The organism is Chlamydia caviae GPIC, assembly GCF_000007605.1.
In the GTDB taxonomy this organism is placed as follows: Bacteria; Chlamydiota; Chlamydiia; order Chlamydiales; family Chlamydiaceae; genus Chlamydia; species Chlamydia caviae.
In genome coordinates, this window is the sequence record NC_003361.3 from 590,121 (window position 1) to 610,790 (window position 20,670).

Consider the following 20,670-nt stretch of genomic DNA (forward strand, 5'->3'; position numbering starts at 1 on the left):
TCGCGAGAGACGGGGCTTGAACCCGCAACTTCCGCCTTGACAGGGCGGTGCTCTAACCAATTGAACTACTCCCGCAAATGGACACGACAGGATTTGAACCTATGACCCCCTGTGTGTAAGACAGGTGCTCTAACCGCTGAGCTACGCATCCAAACAAGATTAGGTGTACACATTAGCAGAAGAAATAGTTTAATCACAACCATTTTTAATCCGATAATAAAGAAAGCCCAACGTTTTAAGTGAATGCTTGAGGTGAGAATGATTTTTTTGTCCCCAAAGATAAGTCTTAGGGGATTTTCTAGAATATTTTAATGGGATAAGAGAATTTATATATTAAGAAATTAGGGCCAGAAACTGACCCTAAAAAATGAGAGTTAGGGATTAATTTTCCATACCTAAACTATTTGCAAAATCATAAAACCCTACTTGCAACTGCTCGAATTCTTCCAAAGAAAAAGTTGCTAAAGGAGAAGTTGTTGCCATTACAGGAGATACAGCAATATAGCTAGCTCTCAGAGTTTGCCATTCCTCAGAAGGAATCTCCTCTACTATCTTAGGACCACCACTGAGTTTAAAGATTTTAGAATCCCCATCACAAAATAGAAAGTGGGGAACTCCGCAGGAATATTCTGGTCCAGTAGTGACAAATCGCATACCTTTCCAACGCTCGTTGCTTGCTGGAAAATTGACATTTAGAGCCACAGGATGTGGCGCGAAAGGTAAGGATAGAGCATATAGAGATAGGGATTTTAGCATTTCTGGGATATCAAAATTCTTCTCCTGGAAAAAACTAAAGTTCCCCTCTTGAGAAAGTGCTACCGCAGGAACTCCACATAGAGTAGATTCTATAGCAGCTCCAAGGGTCCCGGAATAAAAAACATGCCGTCCTGCATTAGATCCGCGATTAATTCCGGACAATACGAGGTCAGGCAATTCATCTTTAAACAGATACGCTAAAGCGATTCTCACACAATCTACAGGAGTTCCAGAAACAGACCAGGCGCCTGCAACAGGCAGAGGATAATCGTATGGTTGTAAAATCACGGGTTCATGAAAAGTCATTGCCATGCTTTTCGCAGATTGTTCTGTTTTAGGGGCGACTATATACAGATCAGCAAAATCAGCTTTTAATAAATTAGATACTAATAGCGTCATTCCTGGAGCGAAAATACCGTCATCATTGGTTAATAAAATCTTTAGTCTTTTTTCGCACTGCTCAGACAGCTCTGAAACACTAGCTGCTTTTTCTTTAGAGAAAGCGGTTGTTAAAGGAAGACACATTAACAATGCGCAAAAAAGATGCCGAGCTCTAAAAAAATACTTTTTCATGAAACTACTCGTTTATTTAAATCAAAGCCGAGAAAAGTAAACAGAAGAGTTATAAATAGCCATAAAAAAATAGCTACATACGTTTGAATTTTTAGATCTTAGCAAAGCAAAGAGGAAGGAAAATGAAGGGTATTTGCAATAGAATTGCTTATAATTTTAAGAGAAATTTATGAAGCAGATAACCCTTAAACTATTCTGAAAATAGTCGTCGACAGGGAATACCTACTTCGCTTGATTTTTTTTAAACGTCAAACAACCTGGTATCAGCTTCAGAGCACATAAATTCTTGGAAAGTTTCTTGTAGTTGTTGAAATTCTGATTCGCTAGTTAAAGCTAATGGGGAGTTTCTTACTAACAAAGGAACAACGGTAATATAGTTGTCTAAAAGACAACGGCATTCCTCAGAAATATCTTCATCCATGACGACCTGACAATCACTTAAGGAAAAACTTTTGCGTTTCCCATCACTACTTAAAAGTTTAGGCAAACCACAAGCAAACTCTTTTCCTGTAGCAACAAGCCGCATACCTTTCCATGGTTCATTGCGTTCGCTAGCAGGGAAATTCACGTTAAAACCCGTGACAACAGGGAAAGGATTTGATAAAGCATAGAAGGATAGCTTTCTAAGCAGCTCAGGAGCAGAATCTGTTTGAAAGAAAGAAATGTGTTGCTCCTGAGAAAAAGCTATAGAAGGGACGCCAGATAAAATGGCTTCCATAGCGGCACCGGCGGTTCCAGAGTAAAAGATATTTCTTCCCGCATTAGATCCATGATTGATTCCTGACAATACAAGATCAGGGAAGGAATCATAAAACAAATCCCCTAGGGCAAGTTTAACACAATCTACAGGGCTCCCGGAGACTGCCCAAGCACCTGCAACCTCCTGTGGATAATCAACGCTTTCGATAGATACAGGTTGGGTATAGGAAAAGGACATGCTTTTCCCTGACTGTTCTGTGCTGGGAGCCACTACATACAGATCAGCAAAATCAGCCTTTAGCAAGTTAGAGACTAAAAGACTCATCCCTTTTGCTGAAATACCATCGTCATTAGTTAATAGAATCTTTAATCTTTTGCTCATAAAATTACCGGAAAATAAATCTTGCTATAAAGATTTTAGCAAGAATGATTTATAAAAACATGTTTAATTGGTTTTAATTTTTTGGGCTTTTGATAAACCGTGTTGCTCAATTGCTAAAGCAATATTATGTCGCGCTTGAGGGAAAACATCTTCCAGCAACTTTAAAGCGGATTCCGTTTTTGTTCTTAAGGAGACAACGGGGCAGCGGCAGGTAACACGAGCGAACCCACTTTCTTTAGCAAACTTACGTATCCATGATTCAGGAGTAAGAATCAAGGGGCGTAAGATTGTAATATCAAAATGTACCATATCTAAAACAGGCAGCATACCTGCAAACTCTGCTTTATGTAAAAGGTTCATTAAAGCCGTCTGCACTACATCGTCTCGATGGTGTCCAAAAGCTACCGCAGTAGCACCAAGCTCTTTTGCCGCTTGGAAAAGTAGGCGTCTTCTAACTTGCGAGCATGAATAGCATTCTGGAACTTCAGGATCATAAGGAGAGGCTATCGACGTAAAAGGGACCTGAATTTTATCACAGATATTAGCTAGGTATTGTTGGCTAACTTCTGCACCACAGGAATATTTCCCGCCGATATTGACAGCATAAAGATCGAGCTCGGGGAACCCCCTTCCTGAAATCGCCTTAAGCATTAAAAGTAAAGAAAGGCTGTCTTTACCACCGCTAAGAGCCACAACGATCTTAGTGTGATTTTCTAACATAGAATAGGTGTACAAAGCCTTGCGGACCAAACTTTCTATGCGTTTGCCAGCTTTAATCCAAGGGGGTTGTAAGTGTAGAATAGACATGGAAAAATAGTAAAAGGATAGAACAAAGCTTGCAATACAATCTTAATTTATAGGAAAACTTGTAATTGGTTTTTATCCCTATCTTATTTAAACTTTCCTTTAAATGCTTCGCTTTGATAAGGATTACATGTCAAAAAAAATTAATAGAAATGATCCATGCCCATGCGGCTCTAATAAGAAATATAAGCAATGCTGTCTTGCTAAAGAAAGTCAATCCGCACGTTATACTTCTGAAGGCAAGTTTAAGTTTTCTGCACAAGTGCTTCCTTCGGGACAAGAAGGCAGTAGCTGCACACAATTATTTCAGCGTCTTTCTGAAAGCTTAACATCTGAGCAAAAGCAAGCGGTTAATAAGTACCACGAAATTACTAAGAACAAAACGACGCCTGGGAAGAAAACTATAAAAAAAGCGCAGGCTGAAGAAGAGCGTTTAGTTTCTGAGCAACTTAAGAAGCATAATTTTCAAGTTATGGAAACAAATCTCTCTGCAGATGCTCTAGCTGGACAGATGAATCAAGACACGTCTTTTGTTTCTGAAGACTTCATTCCTACACAAGAAGACTATCGTATAGCAGAAAATACCGATTCTGACTTGGAAGAAAATAACCAATAGCGTATAAATTGATTTCCTATTGATTGATAAAGCGTTCTATTCGAAGCAATAGGTTTCCCAAGTTTTCGCTGGAGTAGCTCAATTGGCAGAGCATTCGATTTGTAATCGAACGGTTGAGGGTTCAAGTCCTTTCTCCAGCATTTTTTGGGGGTGTCGCATAGCGGTCAATTGCATCGGACTGTAAATCCGACTCCTTACGGATACGTTGGTTCAAATCCAGCCACCCCCAACCTCTTCTCTATTCCTTTCTTTTTTCCATCTTTTTATTTTTATTACCAATTTAATTATTAAAAGTTAATTTTTTTAAAATAAGTTAACTAAGTGTAATTAAAATTGACCTATATTTTATTATCTGATTTTTATTAGAAAAAATTATAATAAAATAATAAATGAGCACTTCTAATTCTAATAACAATAATAATGATTGCTATTTCTCTGTAGATTCTATTTTTGAAGAGGATGTTGTTGCTGGAAATGTACAAACCAACGACACCAAAGCCAATTCGATAGTTTCTACAAATAGCTTTTCTGTAACTACGCCGGGGAATGCTTCTTTTAAAGGAGCTATAAATGCTTCCGGTCTTACATCAGCTAACGCACTTAAAATAGAGAACACACAAAGCACTGCTTCCATAGATTTGCATGGCAATAGACTCAGTAATGTCGCTCGCCCTACTCATGATTCTTCACCGGTTCCTGCAAACTATGTGCGTTCTCCAGAATATTTTTTCTGCTCACTCAACCAATACGGAAGAATCTACATCAATTCATCAACACCTATCCCAATTATAGGACCAGATAGGATCGTATACCAATCTCACAGCATTTTTTCTCATATACGATTCGTTGACTACGTAAAACACTCTGTTAAGTCGGTTACATATCCAGGAACTCAATGGGTGCAATTGCTAAGCAAAGGGATCTATATGATAGATTTCGGAATTAATAAGCGTTGGGGTTGGGATAATGGTTGGGGATCGGATGTTGCCCTAGAAGATGCCGATGGTACGATTTATAGCAACAATACTATCTATAGTGGCGGGGGCTATGCAGACCAAGCTGCTTTAAGCACAGCAGTAAATATTAAAAATCCTCCCGCCGATCCGAACTCTGCAATACTTAATCAGAGCAACTTATCAAAATCTCTATTTTCTGCACGTCTCGCAGGAAATGGTGCAGCATTAAGCGGATTTTATTTCGGTATCATTTTTTACCCCGAGGATAATGGATAACCATGAACAAAAAAGATAAAAACATCCTCAGCTCTACCCCAAGTAATCCGGACAATAAATTTATAGAAGCAGAGGCTACTGGGGTAAAAGATCAAAACCTCTACCTACAAAATGCCACATTAAATATTGATGGGAATTTAAACATAGAAGATGAATTTAACGCGGATTCTCTGACTGTAAAACAAGATGTAAATTCAGATTGTGATTTCTTTATCGGAGGAAATCTTTCAGGAGAAAATGGTTTTTCATTACAAGAAACTATTTTGAACGGAGATATTACCGTTACATCCTCCGTCACATCTAATTCTCAGACACAGCCGTTGTTTAGTAATGTCTCTGACCCTCTTTCTCAACGTGATGCGCTCACATTTAATTACTATAAAAAGCATTGCGTACAAGCCTACACTTGTTTCATAGACTACCGTGGTAGAGCTAGTCTTGATGCTAATTCTTTAGTATATCTGAAAACGAATACTTCAAAAGATTTCGAAAATTATACCCCTATGTATCGGAATTATTTTAATGTTGATACTCGATATATTCAAATTCGAACTCCAGGTATTTATCAGGTATCTTTTGAACTCACAAGAATAGGTGGGCAGCATTCTGGAAATGATGAAGTAAATTTATTCTTAAGATTAAATTCGGGACCACAATATCAAAATTTATGCATAGCAGACACTCGTGGACATTATAATACCGATAGAACGTCTACCTCTCTATATGCCATTTTCTCTGTTACAGATGTAAAAAGTTCTGATTTACCTACAGTCTCCGTCTATACAGGAGCTCACATACTGTGCATGTTCTCCTCTGTAAGCGTGATTTGGTTCCCATTCCCAACAAGATTTTCTGAGGAGGATTAAAACACTATGTCAGCACCTAAAACTAAGATCGCTTTCCCTACATTTGTTCGTTTTAATATCTACTCTAAAGACTTATCTACTGAGAAAAAAAAACAAGCTCTTACTGTAAAAGACCACATAACCTCAAAGAACACTACCGTTACTAATCTGACCTGCACAGAAGGAAAACTCAACTGCAATCAAGACTTGTTTGTGGGCCGAGAAATGAATGTGAAAATAGGTCCCGATAAGCGTGCAGATTTCTACGGAAGGGTAAATCTAACGAATCACACTGTGATCTATCCTAATGGGCTCACCAACACTCAAGAACATGCTCAGCACTATGTTTCCTATGGACGCTTTAAACAAACGAAAACCTCAGTTTCTATGCGTTCATCAACTTCGGGAGGACACGTAGGAACAGGAGATGTAAAAAGAAGCTGGGATATTCCTTGGGATCGATTCGGACAGAAAGTTGGTGAAATGGGAATTCCTGATTTAAAAATCAACGGGGGGAAACTAGAATTTAAAGCTACTCCAGCTCAACCTAAACTTTTCCGAATTAGTGTCGTAATGGCAAAACACGGGGGGTGGTTAGATAATGGAACAGGAGGGGAGTGTCTTTTAATGGCTGTAGTGGGTGGAAGAAATATATTTTTACAAGGATCCACGTGCTCAGGCACAAGCTACTACAGACCTAAACCGATGAAATGGATTGCGACCACATATTTTGCCACACAAGACGGATACTTTGTATTAAGGAACGTGAGCTATTCGTGGCGCGCTGCTTCGTTTTCTTGGAACGTAGTTCAACTACCTTTTTTGAAATAAACTATTGAACTACAGCTTCGCCCGGTAAATTTTATTCTCCGGGCACTTTTTTTATTACGCGACCTACGAGATCATAACCTACGTAACCGGTAATTTCGATTAAATAACGCTCTCCAAATCCTGAAACCAAACGCGCTTCATTAACAATAATACAGGGGTCCACTTCTGGAGCTTGTCCATAAAAACGAGCGGTTAGTAAAAGTTCACTATCGGGGTGGTAGCCATCAATAACAGCTTCAACAATCTGTCCAACAAGTTGCTTATTATGCTTCTCAACATTTTTCTTTTGTGTTTGAGAGAGAATCTTCAGTCTTTTCGATTTGACACTCTGCGATATTTGATCCGCCATGTTTGCTGCGACAGAACCTTCTTCTTGGGAATAGGAAAAGATTCCCAAGTTGTCAATCCACCCCTCGCTAACGAAATCTACAAGATCCTGAAACTCTTCATCGGTCTCTCCAGGGAAACCAACAATGAAAGAAGAACGGATATAAATATGGGGAATCCGTGTACGGAGCTTAGTTAACAAATCTAAAATTTGCTCTTTAGACGTTGTTCTTAACATGCTTTTTAAGACACGATTATTAATATGCTGTAGAGGAATATCCACATAGGGGAGTAGACGCGGATCACTTTCCATAAGATCAATAATCGTATCATCAACTTCATCGGGGTATAGATAAAGCATACGAATCCAATAATCCCCGGGCTCTTTGAGCATCTCTTTTAATACACTATCTAAACAAGATTTCCGGTCTGCAGAGAGATCTTTACCGTAATCACCTAAATCCTGAGCAATTAAAATAATCTCCTTCACTCCCATTTTCAATAATAGGCGGAATTCTTTAATAATTTGATCTAGAGATTTACTTCTTAAACCACCCTTAATCGTTGGAATAATACAAAAAGCACAGCGTTTACGACATCCCTCAGCTATTTTTAAATAGGCATAGTGCTTAGGAGTTGATAGCTTTCTTGGGATCTCTCCCATTTCTAAATAACTTTTAGAAGTTAGCTTTTCTCCTGCTTCCTTAGATTCAATTGCAGATAAAATATGCTCGACATCCCCAGAACCTAAAACATAATGTATGTAGGGGAGCCAAGGTTTTAACTCCTCTTTATGCTTAGACACCATACAACCGGTTAATATAATCTTGGCACTTTCCTTTTTTGCCTTAATTATACGCTGGAGATAATCCTTGGATTCATCTCGAGCTGCTTTTAAAAAAGCACAGGTATTTAAAATCAAATAGTCAGCTTCTTCAAGGGTTTCCGTAGCTTCATAACCAGCTTTCAATAAGATACCTAGCATGACCTCACTATCCACAAGGTTTCGAGAGCAACCCAAACTAATAAAATGAATTTTATTTTTTGAAGTTGCCTGTTTAAAAAAAACCTGTTCTTTAGTTGACATGAAAATTCTCTTCTAAATTATGGGGAAGTTTTCTTGATTCTTTTTGAAAATAAATATAGTATCATAAGCGATTTATCATTTTCTTGAAAGGATTCATCAATGGCTAGTAAGAATCGCGAAATCATTAAATTAAAAAGTTCTGAAAGTTCCGATATGTACTGGACTGTTAAAAACAAAAGAAAAACAACAGGTCGACTAGAACTCAAAAAATATGATAGAAAACTGCGTAGGCACGTAATTTTCAAAGAAGCTAAGTAAAAATTTTTATTTGCCTGCTAGCTTCTATTTTAAGTTGTTGAGTAGGTCATGAAATTAGAGCTTTTAATCGCATTTAAGTATCTAATACCAAGAAAGAAAAGATTATCTTCTGCCATTGTCTCTCTATTTTCAATAGGCATCATTTCTTTAGTCACTTGGTTGTCCATTGTTTTTATTTCCGTAATTTACGGTTTAGAGCAACGTTGGATTCATGATCTTTCCCAGCTTCATTCTCCAGTAAAGATTTTGCCTTCATCCGCATATTATGACTCTTATTACTACCAAATAGATAGGCATGCGGATCTCTCTCAATATACAACAAAGACTATAGGAGAAAAACTCGCTTCGTCTTTTGCCGATCCTTATGATGCAAATTCAGATTACTCTCTGCCAGAGAACTTTCCACTACCGGACACAACCCTAAATGGAGAGCTAAAGGATCCTGTAAAAGTCGCCTTTGAATCTCTTACTCCCTATCTAAATCAAAACCAGGCTCAGCTTTTGGAATTTGAAGAGGGGATTGGCTATGTACAGATGGATAGAGTTCCTCATCCTAATAAGTCAGAATCTCGAACATTTTCCCAATTTGTTGCCTATCCGTCAGACGAAGTTTATAAAAGCAGAGTACTTCCCTATGAACATACGGACTACGGTTCTAGCATTTTAAATCCTTTTAATAGTTCTAATGAAGGCTGGGAAAAAGATTTTGCCTATTTGCAAAATACTTACCGGGGTGCTTCCATTATTCTTCCTATTAACTATCGTGATATGGGTTATAAAGTAGGGGATAAAGGAGATCTTAGTATTTTCTCTCCAGAAACTCAGAAGGAAATCAAACACCCCGTATACGTTATTGGATTCTATAATCCCGGTTTATCTCCCATGGGGAGTAAGATCGTATTTATTGATATGGATCTGGCTTCTCTAATACGTTCGGAATCTACAGGATTAGGGATGCATAACGGCCTACATGTTTTCTTCCCCAATACTAAGCAGATAACTCCCATGAAAAATGAGATCGAAGCTATCCTGCGTCAAGCAGGTGTGGATCAATACTGGGAAGTGTCATCTCTTTATGATTATCAGTATTTCAAGCCTATTTTAGATCAGCTTCGCAGCGATCAGGTACTATTTTTGCTTGTCTCTATTATTATCCTCATCGTTGCTTGCTCAAATGTAGTGACCATGTCCATTCTTCTAGTAAACAATAAGAAGAAAGAAATAGGGATACTTAAAGCTATGGGGACGCCTTCACGCAGCTTAAAAATTATTTTCAGCTTTTGTGGGGCACTTTCTGGAGCTATTGGTGTAATTTTTGGAACAGCTTTTGCTATTATCACGATGAAAAACCTCTCACTAATTACCCGAGGATTAAGTTATCTACAAGGCAGAGAAGCTTTTAACTCTACATTCTTCGGTCAAGGATTGCCTCAAGAAATCCATATGCCAACGATTGCTATACTTGGTTTAGGCACTTTAATCTTAGCAGCTATTTCTGGAGCTTTACCAGCGAGAAAAGTTGCTAAAATGCACGTATCGGATATCTTAAAAGCGGAATAACTATGGCACCTCTTATTGAAGCGAAAAATCTTTCCAAGGTTATCCAACAAAGCGATCAAACTATCGAGATACTAAATAATGTAAGCATTAATCTATATCCCGGAGAGGTTGTTGCTATTACAGGAGCTTCAGGAAATGGGAAAAGTACACTCCTGCATTTATTAGGAACATTAGACACTCCTTCGTCGGGGGAGCTTTCTTTTCTAGGCAAGAGGAAGGAAGCGTACAACCTCTCTAAGTTAAGAAACCAGCATATTGGTTTTGTCTTTCAAAATTTCTATCTCTTAGAAGACGACACTGTAGTTAAAAATATCTTAATGCCTGCAAGCATTGCTCGACAAAACATTGCCAAGGGCTCTTCAGCATATGAAAAAGCCTTGGCGTTAATAGAATCCGTAGGTCTATCCCATCGAATACATTCACGCTGTTGCAATCTATCCGGGGGAGAAAAACAACGTGTCGCTATCGCTAGAGCCTTAATAAATGATCCATCAATTTTATTGGCAGATGAACCCTCTGGAAATTTAGATGATCAAACTTCAGAATGCATTCACGATCTTCTTCTATCTCAATCACATCATTCACGTGGAGTGCTTATCGTAACACATAATAAGCAACTCGCACGTCAATGCCATCGTGAGGGAGTTTTACAAAACGGGGAACTTGTTTTTTAACCTTATTCTCTTTTTTCCCCTGTAGATAAATTTAAAGAGTATCTAGGAAGACTATCTAAAACCTGCTCTTGATTTAGGAAGTCTATAGATTTATGATAGCGTGATTGTCTGTTAAAGTATTTAAGAAGTCTACTCTCAGGGTTTCTTACTTCTCCCGTGAAAATGGATTCTTTTTTCAGACCTAAATTATCGAAATCTCTCCACGTTAGAAGAGAAATTAAAGGTTCGTACAAATGATTCTGCTCATCAGAAACCTCTCCAAGGCAAGGGACAGCAAATCTACGCACGCCTTGTTTACTACCGTCAAGAGCACATAGAAAATCCCAGTTCTCAACATCCAATGATTTAATTAAAGAAAGCTGATCCCAAGAAATGCCATGTGTACATAGCTCTAAAAGGGAATGTTGAATCCCCGTGAAAAACTGTGTAACATCAATACCTGAATCCTCATCTCCCTGCCTTCCTATCTGTAAACACGCATCTGATATTTTATGTTTTATTTCCTCTACTTGTTCGTTTCCCCAATCTGCATTACGTGCATACAAACCACATGCCTCAAAATCCTCTCTAGAGATCCTTTGAGCAATAAGATGAGTGTTTTTCGAAAAAATAGTCCCTGCATTCCTACAGCCTCCTGATTTTCCTAACCAATAGGAGGCTATTTCTAGATGGGATGCATTAACAAAATCTCTAGTGGGGGATTCTGGAGCTATTTTTATAAATTTTCTCAACCAGTATATAGGGCAGTTACTAGTTAATACAGAATTCAAAGAAGCAAGATCTACCTCTTCAAGATCATCGATAAAGTTAGAGACACCATAATTACATAAGGCTGCTTTCAATTTTTTCGGAAAATCTCCTAAATACTTATGGAAAGCAATCCCCCTATCCTCACCAACCTCTTCCAATCGATGAAGCAATAGACGTATTTCTTGAATAGTGAGCTGCTTCTTCTGAATAAACTTACAAAAAGCATCAGGATAGTTCTCCTTAAGAACCTCCTTAAATCCCTCAGGCATATTCTTTCTTAAATAGTTCGTGATCATCGCAAAAACAAATAATGCAAGAGCTATAGTACCAAAAGTTCCAGCCCAAACAAATCCTATAGGAGTCGCCATAATAATTGCTGGAATAATAGCTATAATCAAACTAATAGCGGAGATAACAGCCATAACTATGGCTATAGTCAAACGATCCTGAATTCGTTTATCAAACGAATAAGAAGCATGACATCGGCAATCATTCTTAAAAAGGGAATGTAAAATAATTCCTGACATAATAAACACCCTGGAATACGCAGATTTTGACAATGAAAATTATGATTAATCTTATGTGAATTAGGGCTGAAAAAACCCTAGAATCTAGGTGTCTGTAAGCACACGCATGATAATCGAGGTGTGTTTCTACCAAGGCATTATAACGATCAGACAGTTCTACTAAAAACTTTATTACAACGAAGCTATGTTTTATTTGTTATAGCTTTGTAAATAAGATTCTTAAAAAGAAAGAAAAGAGTAGCTGTTTTCTAATTTTGTAAAATAAAAAAAATAAAGCTAGCTTATTTAACATGAAATAGCATTGAATTACTTGGAAGGGAATGCCTTCCTGTGGCTCTATGAGCACGATAAAGTAGTTTTGATTTCCCTTTCAAAAAATAATCAATTTATATTAATTATCTTTTGGAAATGCATCTCACGATTGCTTTTGTTGCTTTTTATTTGGAAAAAAAATTGCACAAATTTATAATCCCCCCTTCTAATAAGGCGGTTATATTACTATGGAAAAAAGAAAAGACACGAAAACAACCATTGCTAAAGCATCTGATGCTCAGAATAAGTCTTGGTATGTTATCGATGCTACAGGCAAAACCTTGGGGAGGCTTTCTTCAGAGGTGGCAAAAATCTTGCGAGGCAAGCATAAAGTAACTTATACGCCTCACATAGCTATGGGTGATGGTGTTATCGTTATCAATGCAGAGAAAGTGCATTTGACAGGTGCTAAGAAAGGTCAAAAAATATACCGATACTATACAGGGTATATTTCAGGAATGCGCGAGATTCCTTTCGAAAATATGTTAGCTAAAAAACCATCTTATATTATCGAGCACGCAATTAAAGGTATGATGCCCAAAACTCGCTTGGGTAAACGTCAGTTGAAATCCTTAAGAATATTAAAAGGGGATTGCTACAAAACGTTCGAAGCTCAGAAGCCGATTTTATTAGATGTTTAATTTGGGGTAAGTTGTGGTAAAAAATACAATAGAAGAATCAGTAGCTACTGGAAGAAGAAAACAAGCGGTATCTAGCGTTCGCCTTCGTCCAGGAACTGGTAAAATTGATGTAAACGGAAAAGCCTTTGAAGAATATTTTCCTTTAGAAATTCAAAGAGTTACCATTCTTTCCCCATTAATGAAAGTTCTCGGAACCACCAATGAATGTGATCTGATTATCCGCATTAATGGCGGTGGAATTCAAGGACAAGTAATTGCGACTCGCTTAGGGTTGGCAAGAGCTTTGTTAAAAAAGAATGTTGATTCAAAACAAGAATTAAAAAGTCACGGTTTTCTTACTAGAGATCCTAGGAAGAAAGAACGTAAAAAATACGGACACAAGAAAGCACGTAAGAGCTTCCAATTCTCCAAACGTTAAGATCCGTTATTTTTTACCTATTCAAAGCAAGCGAAGGAGTTTTTACAACTCAGTCCGCTTGCTTTTTTATTTTCCAAATCTAAAAAACTTATTATTTTTTCTTTAAAAGAAGATCTTTCTTTTCTTTGGGATTCCAAAGCATGTGTAGCCTTGATTATTTAGAGTCTGGAATCTCTCTTTGCTAAACTCTATATCCACCCCTAAAGAAGCCCGAACAATTTTCCCTAAGGTTTGGGTTGCGTGAATTAAAGAGGTGGGGTCTTTCTTCAGCATAACGTGGGAAATTTGTGAGTTCTGATCATTTCTAAGAAAGACCAGCCCTCCTGGGGGGAGATCTTCAAAACACTCGACTATCTCGCAATCCTTGTATTGGTCTCTAGCGTTCCTAGGGATACTCAATCCATGGGCTTGAAATAGAATATTCACAAACCCTGAACAATCTAATCCATAATCTATGAGGGAGTGGTGAACACAACGTCCTCCCCACACATAGGGAATATCTAAAAAGCTTTCAGCTTCCCTAAGCAAAAGATCTATGGAGGGGTGAGCATCACAAAAACGCACATGGTTGACATCACAAAAAGGAACTTCCTTATCAAAAGGGAATTTCATTCCTTTTTTAACTTCTTCGGGGAGGGTTACCCTCCCTCGAGAATCTATCGATAATGGCGCGCCATAGGGCAGAGGTATATGCCACGGCTCTAAAAAAGCCTCAAAAGACCTAACAACAGCATTGGGTAGGATGTATTGAGACAGGGGAGAAAAAGAGGTTTTGGAAGACATGTGTTTAACAGGATACGGTCGCCAAATATCCTGATCACGAACCAACTGAGAATAGGCATAATACGTATCCTTACCAACAAGCAAGCGCTCTCCAAAAAGCAACTGTGTTTCTAGATCCCCGTGCTTAGATGAAAGATCTGAAACAGATGTGTAAAGTTGATAATGTTTCATCTTTCTTATCTATAGTAGGCGCTTACTTCCCGGTTAGGCTTCCGTACAAGCTAAAATACTTTGAAAAACTTCATCGGGAGATGTCTCAGAAGGGATATGGATGAGTTTTCCCAGATCTTCATAATAGTTAATTACAGGAACTGTAGCTTTTTCATAACTTTCTAGTCTCTGATGAATAACCTCTAAACTATCATCAGAACGACGAATCAAGGCAACATGACATGTTGGGCACTCCTTAAAACCTTGACTCTGGTTATATACATAATTACATGCAGGGCAAATAAATCGAGAATGAATCCTGGAAATAATTTCCTCAGCAGAAACATCTAATTGTATTACACGATAATCTGCTGCATTGGATTTAACTAAAAAATCATTCAAAAGGACTGCTTGATCTAAAGTTCTAGGAAATCCATCGATAATACATCCAGACTTACAACCTGGTTTATTTAAAGTTTCTTGTACTATCTCCCAGACAAGATTATCGGGAACAAGAAGTCCTTTATTTATGTATTCTGCAGCTTTACTTCCTAGGGGGGTAGCTGACTTTATAGCAGATCTGAAAAGGTCTCCCGAGCTAATATGAGGAAGCCCTAAGTGATTAGCAAGACGTTGCGATTGCGTGCCCTTACCAGAGCCCGGAGGCCCCATAATAATGTAAAAAATACTATTTACCATAACTATTATCAAATCTTTCCCACTCGGGAGGGGGGTGCATGAATTCAAGAGTTTATCATTAATGCTGTAAACGTGCATCAAAGAAAACCTTGTAATAAACATTTTAGAAATCAAAAATCCAGGAAGAGAATAGGAAAATTTCTCTCTATCGCGCAACAGTTAAACTCTAAAACATTTATTAACAAATACAACTTAATACCTTAGGCTAAAAAGTTAAAAGGATTTGAAATAAACGATATATAAAAATACAATACTTCGGTTGTTTCCTGTTTTATTACGAAAACTATAGATCTAATGACAAATCCTATAGACAATCTTAATCCTAACAACCTGATTTTAGATTTCTTCGATTCTATTACAGGAAAGAACTCTATTTATGAAATCACAAAATGTGATCCAGGTCCTTTAATTAGGATTTCAGATTCTCAGTGTGTCGATAACCTAGACATTAATAATCTAGCGATTATAAGCCACGTTTTCACGTTAGAAACGGCTCCTCTATTTCAGCAAGACACCTCTCCTGTTGTACAACATGGGGCAGAATATTCGGTATGTTCTCTGAGGGGAAGTCTGTGTTTAAGCTTATCAGAAAGTTCCAGTCTTTTTCTGACGCTAATTCACGAAATTTGCACACTAATTAATGTTATCTTTCAAAATACGTTCGGCAGTGTAATAAGAAGTACTATTAGTGTCTGCTCGCTTATTCAAAAAAGCTTTCTTTTCTATCGAAATGAGAAAAAAATCTTAAGAATTATCAAGCAAGACAACACAATATCCGCATTTAAAAAAGGCGGTTATCTAGCAGCGGCATCAGCATTAAATCATGCTAGAAAAACCGCATCATCCTTACTTGCCTGGAAGGTATCTGCTCTAGCCACAGCGATACTCTCCGTACTCGCTATCATAGTATTCATTATAGGGTGTATATTTGCATTTAACGCTGGGGGCATTTTCTCAGATACCTCCTTTATGTCTCAAGCAGCATGGACGTTAGGCGCTGGGGGACTTGCTTTTCTTCTTTTAGGCCTACTTTCCATCCCACAATCTCATTGTAGTTATTACCGCCGACAAGCGGCTATAGACTCTATTCATCGTTCGCTGCTGTGTCTCCACATTAGCGAACAAATTCGTGTATCATCTCAAGATTCTGATAACCTCTCCTCTGTAGTAGCCAGAAACTGTCTGAGTCCCTATAGCGATCTTTTAGATCCTCAAGTTTTCCCTCCTTTCATTCCCTCTGAAGAATCCACGAGAAATCACCCTATAGAAAGACAGTATCTACACACAAATAGCCTGTCAGATCTAATCGCTTCTCTTGCTATTGATTCTAGAGAAAGCTCCATACCTCTACCGCCTTCTTTGCCTCCTCCTTATGCAGAACTTCCACCAGCCTATGAAGAAGGTTTTAGAAGAAGATAGAAGAAGAAACCAAAGTAATAAGAAATTAACGTTTACCAAATTAGAGGGGATATCATGGCGTGTTATTTAACTTTTGGCAATGAAGATATTAGCGGTTTTTCAACATCGCAAAAAACTTCGTGTGCAGTTTTCGATCTTATTACATTTCCTGTAGTTTCTATAGTTATAAGCATCTTAGCCTGGGCAATTTTACTTATAAAAATAGTAGCTAAAACATTGAAATTCCTATTCCAGCTCATTACGGCTCCATGTAGAGGGGATGATGAAGTATCTTTACGACGAGCTTTCGGTAGATTAAGAACAGAAATGATCACAGAACATCTCATCCTACTACCTTTGATAGGCTCCATTCTTCAAGGATTAATCCTCGTTTATAGGGCAGATCAAAATGGCTATGCAGAGCTAGGATCTTTAGATTCAGCTGTTTGCTTCATGGAGAGCAGTCCAGCATATTTAGCCAATCTAGTTAAATGGTAAAGATTTTTTAAACAATTAAAGAATTTGCAAAGAGCTTGTTAATTAACTAGTAAAATAATCATTGCAGTTTAAAGACAGGAATCGTTTATAATTTTAATTTATTTTGAGAAATTAAAGTATGGCGTCTACTTCCTTAAACAATAAGCTCTTAGCCTCTAACGAGAGTGCTCGTTCGACGATTTTAGATCTTACGGACCATGGACCTCACAGTTTTACAGAATTACCTATGAGCTCCCCTGCTCATACTTTTCTAATTTATCGATCTAGCGCAACATCTGCAGCAATAAATAATTTAGCAACGACGTGTCCTGCTTTGCATCCTACAGGCACCTCTTCAGAAATGGAAACGGCTTTCGCGATGATGTCGGCTTCAAGTGCTGTATGCCATTGTGTTGAGCACATTCTTTGTGCACATGCTCTATGTCATATATTGAATGGGGCGGGATCCGGGAACTCTGGCGACTCTGTTATCGTTGCTGTTATTTTTGGTATCTTTGCCACTTTAATTTTAGCAATTTTCGGTTCTTCTTTAGGCTCTGCTATTTTAAGCGCCGTGAAAATCCATAGTGTCTCTAAAACGATCTCTAAGTTACAAGAGTCTAATAATGAGATTATTCAAGATTTAGCAGACTCTCGCGTCAATGATCAGGCAGGCGCCAGATCAAAAGCTGCTGCGCTATTAACTGTAGAGGGGAATAAGGAGTTAGTTTCCGCCTACAAGCACTACAGAGCTTCCAAAATAGCCTTCTTAGTGTGCGCTATTATTTGCACCCTGGCTATAGCGGCATTAGCTGCTGCTGCTGTATTAGGTGTTTTCTTCTCTGGTCCTTTAGCTGCTGCTGCTATTTCCGCTGCTATTCTTGGTTGTTGCGCTGCAGGAGGAAGCTTAATAGTTGTTGCCTTCATAGGCTTTATGATTGCTTCGGTATATATGGCCAAAAGACAACAAACTGCTGTCGCACATTTAAATACTGCCACTCTCTATGCTATGGTCGCAGACCAAATCCTGAATAATCCTGAGGACTACGACGGAAATGCGATGAGCCGGAGGGTTACGCGCCAGGTTCTAGCAAAATCTCCTCAAAGGTTATTTAATCAAATGGAGCGTGCGTATCTAGATATAGAAAACCTTCTACATTACTCCAGACAGACATCTCCAACTCCAAGTGCCCCTCCGCCTAGTTATGCAGATCTGTATGGAAGCGGCCTACCTCCAAGTTATGAAGAAGCTACGCGATGAAATAGATAGAGTAATTAGGAGAAGTGTTTCCTGATCTTAGATTTACAGATCCCTATTTATACATTAGATAATATCTAATTTATACAGTGGGGAAATCGAGTCGAAATCTTTCGAATCATAAGCATCTGCAGCAAGAATCCAAAATAGAGGCGTTTTTGCTTGTCCGACCAGCTCTATAGGGTAGGGTTGCGGTTGCTTATCTTTAGGGAAAAATACGCTACTTACGATAGCTTTTTTATTCTCTCCTTGAACATAGACAACTATGTGTTTTGCTTTGTGCACAGTGGGAAGGGTAAGAGTCATTCTCTCAGTTTCTAATTGAGGAACTTCATTAAATACGACTAGACGCTCTTGTTCTTTTAGAGCTTGTGTATTTGGGAATAGGGATAGGGTATGACCGTCTTCACCAATCCCGAGCATAACCATATCAAAACTTACTTCAGGAACTACGGATTCTATAAGGTTTTGATATTTTCTTGCTCCGTCAGGATTTTCAGTTTCCATGCGAAAAATCTGCTCTTCAGGAATATACAAATCCCGAAGAATACTCATGGCCTGACCATAGTTACTTTCATAAGATGTGTGGGGGACATTTCTTTCATCTCCCCAAAATAGAAAGATCTTAGTAGGATCGGAGATCTTATCTTTGTTTTTTACAATTTCCTTAAAGATTTCTAAAGGAGTTCTCCCTCCAGAAAGAGCAACATAAAAAGCTCCGCGCTGTTTAATGGATTTATTAGCACTTGCTATCCAATCCTTACTAGCCAGATCAATAAACAACTCGGGTTTCTTCGTGAGGAGGAGTTTATTCGTATCGTTAAAATTCACTAATGTTGCCATAATTATCTCAAAATACAGTTAAGTTACAGGGGACGCCAACTTCTTCCATCAGCTTGTAGTAATTCCTCTGCTTCCTTAGGACCTGAAGATCCAGCAACATAATTAGGGAAATGCGCATCTGAGGAATCTTGCTCCCATCGCTTTAAAATCGGTGTAAAGAGCTCCCAAGAATCCATAACTTCATCACTACAGGTAAATAGAATCCTATCGCCTAGAATACAGTCACAAAGCAATCTCTCGTAAGCTTCCGGCGCCGTTGTCTTGAAATACGTATCGTAGCGAAAATCCATTTTCACAGGACGTACGATATTATTCATTCCAGGAACTTTACAGTTAAATTTCAAGGCCACGCCTTCATCCGGTTGTATACGGATAATTAGCAGATCATTTTCTAAAGGACATACGGGACAAGATTCCGCTGTAAATAAGCTGGGCAAAGACTTTTTGAAAATGATAGAGATATCTGTAGAGCGTTTAGAAAGACGTTTACCGGCTCGAAGATAAAAAGGCACTCCCAACCAACGTGGGTTATCAATAAACATCTTTAACGCTACATAAGTCTCCACATTAGAATCTGGAGCTACATTGTCTTCTTCACGATAGCCAAGAACAGACACATCTTGTACTTCTCCCGGACCATATTGTCCACGAATAATATCTTCTTTAGCAAATGGACGGATTTTCTTAAGAATATTGATCTTTTCTTTTTTAATTTCTTCAGAATTGAATACTGAAGGAGGTTCCATAGTTAATAGACATAAAAGCTGCATCATATGGTTTTGCACCATATCACGAAGCATTCCAGATTTTTCAAAGAAGTTCCCTCGTGTGCCTATGCCTATAGATTCACTCACGCTAATTTGCACATGATCAATGTATTGAGAATTCCAACAAGACTCAAATAGAGTATTTGCAAAACGTATCGTAAGAATATTCTGTACAGTTTCTTTCCCCAGATAATGATCGATACGATAGACAGAATCTTCATCTAGATTATCATCTATGTACTTTTGTAGTTCTTTAGCGCTTTGTAGATCCACACCAAAGGGTTTTTCTATAATCACTCGAGACCATGGCTTGCCTTCGCTTTGATCATGATAAAAAAGCTTATGCTTATTAATATTTTCGATAATCTCGGGGAAATACTCTGGAGGCGTTGATAAGTAAAATAGCCGATTCCCTTGTGTCTTATATTTCTTATCAATATCCTCAAGTCTCTCTTTTAATGAGGCGTAGCCCTCGGGAGAAGAGAAGTTGGATTCGTGATAAAATATACGTGATTCAAACTCTTCCCAAATGCGGATATCAAGCTCTTGAGCACGTGAAAAGTTTTGTATTGCCTGTTTCATTTCTTCACGAAATTCCTCATGGCTTTTCTTTCTTCTAGCAAAACCTACGCAGACAAAGTTTTCAGACAGCCTACCCTCTTTAATAAGATGATACAATGCTGGGAATAACTTGCGCGCTGTAAGATCTCCGGTAGCTCCGAAGATTACCATCACACAGGGAGGACATGGGAGCAAGGTTTTCCCGCCATCTTTATTTTCATTACTTGTCATTTCCATGGTGCTTAGGGCCTCGTGACATAGCTAAAAATGCGTAGAATAACAAAAAAAGAATAAAAATAACTACGAAGAAACTTTACCTGCACAGAAATTCCCCTACAGATGAAAAATGGCTATGTTTTTCTCAATCTCTTTCTTTTTGAACGGTTACGATGAGCGTTGTAAAGTTTTCTTTGTTGAGCCCTATAGGGGAGTTCCTTGTAGG

At 38.3% G+C, this 20,670-nt stretch carries 21 protein-coding genes and 4 tRNA genes; 14 read left to right on the plus strand and 11 right to left on the minus strand.

The genetic code is table 11. The annotated features are described in order from the left end of the window. Position 1: 1 nt before the first annotated feature. The 5 genes from CCA_RS02610 to CCA_RS02630 all read right to left on the minus strand — a co-directional run bounded on the left by CCA_RS02610 (position 2) and on the right by CCA_RS02630 (position 3,217). Positions 2–75 (minus strand) — tRNA-Asp (locus tag CCA_RS02610). 3 nt (positions 76–78) lie between these two features. Next, positions 79–151, minus strand: a tRNA-Val gene (locus tag CCA_RS02615). Between the two features lie 230 nt (positions 152–381). Then, positions 382–1,329: a 5'/3'-nucleotidase SurE gene (gene surE / locus CCA_RS02620; protein ID WP_011006478.1), complete on the minus strand. Its 948-nt coding sequence runs from the start codon at positions 1,327–1,329 to the stop codon at positions 382–384. 241 nt (positions 1,330–1,570) lie between these two features. Beyond that, positions 1,571–2,410, minus strand: a complete 840-nt coding sequence (gene surE / locus CCA_RS02625) for a 5'/3'-nucleotidase SurE (protein ID WP_011006479.1) — start codon at positions 2,408–2,410, stop codon at positions 1,571–1,573. Positions 2,411–2,473: 63 nt separating this feature from the next. After that, on the minus strand, positions 2,474–3,217 hold the full coding sequence (locus tag CCA_RS02630) for a tRNA 2-thiocytidine biosynthesis TtcA family protein (protein WP_011006480.1): 744 nt from the start codon (positions 3,215–3,217) through the stop codon (positions 2,474–2,476). A 127-nt stretch (positions 3,218–3,344) separates the two neighbouring features. On the opposite strand from CCA_RS02630, the gene CCA_RS02635 reads away from it, so the two are divergent. From CCA_RS02635 to CCA_RS02660, 6 genes are all read left to right on the plus strand, one after another. Then, entirely contained in the window at positions 3,345–3,830 is a 486-nt protein-coding gene (locus tag CCA_RS02635; RefSeq protein WP_011006481.1) for a YecA family protein, read from the plus strand. Positions 3,831–3,897: 67 nt separating this feature from the next. After that, positions 3,898–3,970 (plus strand) — tRNA-Thr (locus CCA_RS02640). Positions 3,971–3,976: 6 nt separating this feature from the next. Next, a tRNA-Tyr gene (locus CCA_RS02645) sits at positions 3,977–4,059 on the plus strand. Positions 4,060–4,219: 160 nt separating this feature from the next. Beyond that, the gene (locus CCA_RS02650; RefSeq protein WP_011006482.1) at positions 4,220–5,062 is read left to right on the plus strand and encodes a hypothetical protein; all 843 of its coding nucleotides are present in this window, start codon (positions 4,220–4,222) and stop codon (positions 5,060–5,062) included. Between the two features lie 2 nt (positions 5,063–5,064). Then, positions 5,065–5,928 (plus strand): hypothetical protein, encoded by an 864-nt coding sequence (locus CCA_RS02655; RefSeq protein ID WP_011006483.1) that lies wholly within the window; start codon positions 5,065–5,067, stop codon positions 5,926–5,928. A 6-nt stretch (positions 5,929–5,934) separates the two neighbouring features. Continuing rightward, positions 5,935–6,738, plus strand: a complete 804-nt coding sequence (locus CCA_RS02660) for a hypothetical protein (protein ID WP_011006484.1) — start codon at positions 5,935–5,937, stop codon at positions 6,736–6,738. Between the two features lie 31 nt (positions 6,739–6,769). On the opposite strand, the gene rimO is transcribed toward CCA_RS02660, so the two are convergent. Next, positions 6,770–8,152: a 30S ribosomal protein S12 methylthiotransferase RimO gene (gene rimO / locus CCA_RS02665; RefSeq protein ID WP_011006485.1), complete on the minus strand. Its 1,383-nt coding sequence runs from the start codon at positions 8,150–8,152 to the stop codon at positions 6,770–6,772. Between the two features lie 99 nt (positions 8,153–8,251). Here rimO and rpmG point away from each other — a divergent pair, with 99 nt between their 5' ends. Genes rpmG through CCA_RS02680 form a run of 3 tightly spaced genes read left to right on the plus strand, consistent with a single transcriptional unit; the run spans position 8,252 to position 10,644 of the window. Beyond that, on the plus strand, positions 8,252–8,410 hold the full coding sequence (gene rpmG / locus CCA_RS02670; RefSeq protein ID WP_006343203.1) for a 50S ribosomal protein L33: 159 nt from the start codon (positions 8,252–8,254) through the stop codon (positions 8,408–8,410). Positions 8,411–8,458: 48 nt separating this feature from the next. Then, positions 8,459–9,970: an ABC transporter permease gene (locus tag CCA_RS02675; RefSeq protein ID WP_011006486.1), complete on the plus strand. Its 1,512-nt coding sequence runs from the start codon at positions 8,459–8,461 to the stop codon at positions 9,968–9,970. A gap of 2 nt (positions 9,971–9,972) precedes the next feature. Beyond that, complete coding sequence (locus CCA_RS02680; protein ID WP_011006487.1) at positions 9,973–10,644, plus strand: ABC transporter ATP-binding protein; 672 nt, start codon at positions 9,973–9,975, stop codon at positions 10,642–10,644. 2 nt (positions 10,645–10,646) lie between these two features. Here CCA_RS02680 and CCA_RS02685 read toward each other — a convergent pair whose 3' ends face one another. Beyond that, positions 10,647–11,921 carry a DUF1389 domain-containing protein gene (locus CCA_RS02685; RefSeq protein ID WP_011006488.1) on the minus strand — a complete coding sequence of 425 codons (1,275 nt, stop codon included), beginning with the start codon at positions 11,919–11,921 and terminating at the stop codon, positions 10,647–10,649. Between the two features lie 500 nt (positions 11,922–12,421). Here CCA_RS02685 and rplM point away from each other — a divergent pair, with 500 nt between their 5' ends. Then, entirely contained in the window at positions 12,422–12,874 is a 453-nt protein-coding gene (gene rplM / locus CCA_RS02690) for a 50S ribosomal protein L13 (RefSeq protein WP_011006490.1), read from the plus strand. A 13-nt stretch (positions 12,875–12,887) separates the two neighbouring features. Continuing rightward, positions 12,888–13,292: a 30S ribosomal protein S9 gene (gene rpsI, locus CCA_RS02695; RefSeq protein ID WP_011006491.1), complete on the plus strand. Its 405-nt coding sequence runs from the start codon at positions 12,888–12,890 to the stop codon at positions 13,290–13,292. Positions 13,293–13,394: 102 nt separating this feature from the next. On the opposite strand, the gene CCA_RS02700 is transcribed toward rpsI, so the two are convergent. Then, on the minus strand, positions 13,395–14,246 hold the full coding sequence (locus tag CCA_RS02700; RefSeq protein ID WP_011006492.1) for a C40 family peptidase: 852 nt from the start codon (positions 14,244–14,246) through the stop codon (positions 13,395–13,397). Between the two features lie 33 nt (positions 14,247–14,279). Next, complete coding sequence (locus CCA_RS02705) at positions 14,280–14,924, minus strand: adenylate kinase (protein ID WP_011006493.1); 645 nt, start codon at positions 14,922–14,924, stop codon at positions 14,280–14,282. Between the two features lie 294 nt (positions 14,925–15,218). Between CCA_RS02705 and garD (CCA_RS02710) the strand changes: the two genes are divergently transcribed. The 3 genes from garD (CCA_RS02710) (at position 15,219) to garD (CCA_RS02720) (ending at position 18,060) form a co-directional block, all read left to right on the plus strand. Then, positions 15,219–16,343 carry an inclusion membrane protein GarD gene (garD, locus tag CCA_RS02710; RefSeq protein ID WP_011006494.1) on the plus strand — a complete coding sequence of 375 codons (1,125 nt, stop codon included), beginning with the start codon at positions 15,219–15,221 and terminating at the stop codon, positions 16,341–16,343. Positions 16,344–16,397: 54 nt separating this feature from the next. Beyond that, positions 16,398–16,820 (plus strand): hypothetical protein, encoded by a 423-nt coding sequence (locus CCA_RS02715; protein WP_011006495.1) that lies wholly within the window; start codon positions 16,398–16,400, stop codon positions 16,818–16,820. 118 nt (positions 16,821–16,938) lie between these two features. After that, positions 16,939–18,060: an inclusion membrane protein GarD gene (garD, locus tag CCA_RS02720; RefSeq protein ID WP_011006496.1), complete on the plus strand. Its 1,122-nt coding sequence runs from the start codon at positions 16,939–16,941 to the stop codon at positions 18,058–18,060. A gap of 63 nt (positions 18,061–18,123) precedes the next feature. Here garD (CCA_RS02720) and pgl read toward each other — a convergent pair whose 3' ends face one another. Further along, positions 18,124–18,900, minus strand: a complete 777-nt coding sequence (gene pgl / locus CCA_RS02725) for a 6-phosphogluconolactonase (protein ID WP_011006497.1) — start codon at positions 18,898–18,900, stop codon at positions 18,124–18,126. A gap of 23 nt (positions 18,901–18,923) precedes the next feature. Beyond that, positions 18,924–20,465, minus strand: coding sequence for a glucose-6-phosphate dehydrogenase (zwf, locus tag CCA_RS02730; protein WP_041462214.1), 1,542 nt, complete (start codon positions 20,463–20,465; stop codon positions 18,924–18,926). Positions 20,466–20,670: the final 205 nt, after the last annotated feature.

Bases quoted from the DNA above. Each gene is read 5' to 3' on its own strand.
- surE (WP_011006478.1), bottom strand. From the start codon at position 1,329: ATGAAAAAGTATTTTTTTAGAGCTCGGCATCTTTTTTGCGCATTGTTA.
- surE (WP_011006479.1), bottom strand. From the start codon at position 2,410: ATGAGCAAAAGATTAAAGATTCTATTAACTAATGACGATGGTATTTCA.
- CCA_RS02630 (WP_011006480.1), bottom strand. From the start codon at position 3,217: ATGTCTATTCTACACTTACAACCCCCTTGGATTAAAGCTGGCAAACGC.
- CCA_RS02635 (WP_011006481.1), top strand. From the start codon at position 3,345: ATGTCAAAAAAAATTAATAGAAATGATCCATGCCCATGCGGCTCTAAT.
- CCA_RS02650 (WP_011006482.1), top strand. From the start codon at position 4,220: ATGAGCACTTCTAATTCTAATAACAATAATAATGATTGCTATTTCTCT.
- CCA_RS02655 (WP_011006483.1), top strand. From the start codon at position 5,065: ATGAACAAAAAAGATAAAAACATCCTCAGCTCTACCCCAAGTAATCCG.
- CCA_RS02660 (WP_011006484.1), top strand. From the start codon at position 5,935: ATGTCAGCACCTAAAACTAAGATCGCTTTCCCTACATTTGTTCGTTTT.
- rimO (WP_011006485.1), bottom strand. From the start codon at position 8,152: ATGTCAACTAAAGAACAGGTTTTTTTTAAACAGGCAACTTCAAAAAAT.
- rpmG (WP_006343203.1), top strand. From the start codon at position 8,252: ATGGCTAGTAAGAATCGCGAAATCATTAAATTAAAAAGTTCTGAAAGT.
- CCA_RS02675 (WP_011006486.1), top strand. From the start codon at position 8,459: ATGAAATTAGAGCTTTTAATCGCATTTAAGTATCTAATACCAAGAAAG.
- CCA_RS02680 (WP_011006487.1), top strand. From the start codon at position 9,973: ATGGCACCTCTTATTGAAGCGAAAAATCTTTCCAAGGTTATCCAACAA.
- CCA_RS02685 (WP_011006488.1), bottom strand. From the start codon at position 11,921: ATGTCAGGAATTATTTTACATTCCCTTTTTAAGAATGATTGCCGATGT.
- rplM (WP_011006490.1), top strand. From the start codon at position 12,422: ATGGAAAAAAGAAAAGACACGAAAACAACCATTGCTAAAGCATCTGAT.
- CCA_RS02700 (WP_011006492.1), bottom strand. From the start codon at position 14,246: ATGAAACATTATCAACTTTACACATCTGTTTCAGATCTTTCATCTAAG.
- CCA_RS02705 (WP_011006493.1), bottom strand. From the start codon at position 14,924: ATGGTAAATAGTATTTTTTACATTATTATGGGGCCTCCGGGCTCTGGT.
- garD (WP_011006494.1), top strand. From the start codon at position 15,219: ATGACAAATCCTATAGACAATCTTAATCCTAACAACCTGATTTTAGAT.
- CCA_RS02715 (WP_011006495.1), top strand. From the start codon at position 16,398: ATGGCGTGTTATTTAACTTTTGGCAATGAAGATATTAGCGGTTTTTCA.
- garD (WP_011006496.1), top strand. From the start codon at position 16,939: ATGGCGTCTACTTCCTTAAACAATAAGCTCTTAGCCTCTAACGAGAGT.
- pgl (WP_011006497.1), bottom strand. From the start codon at position 18,900: ATGGCAACATTAGTGAATTTTAACGATACGAATAAACTCCTCCTCACG.
- zwf (WP_041462214.1), bottom strand. From the start codon at position 20,465: ATGGAAATGACAAGTAATGAAAATAAAGATGGCGGGAAAACCTTGCTC.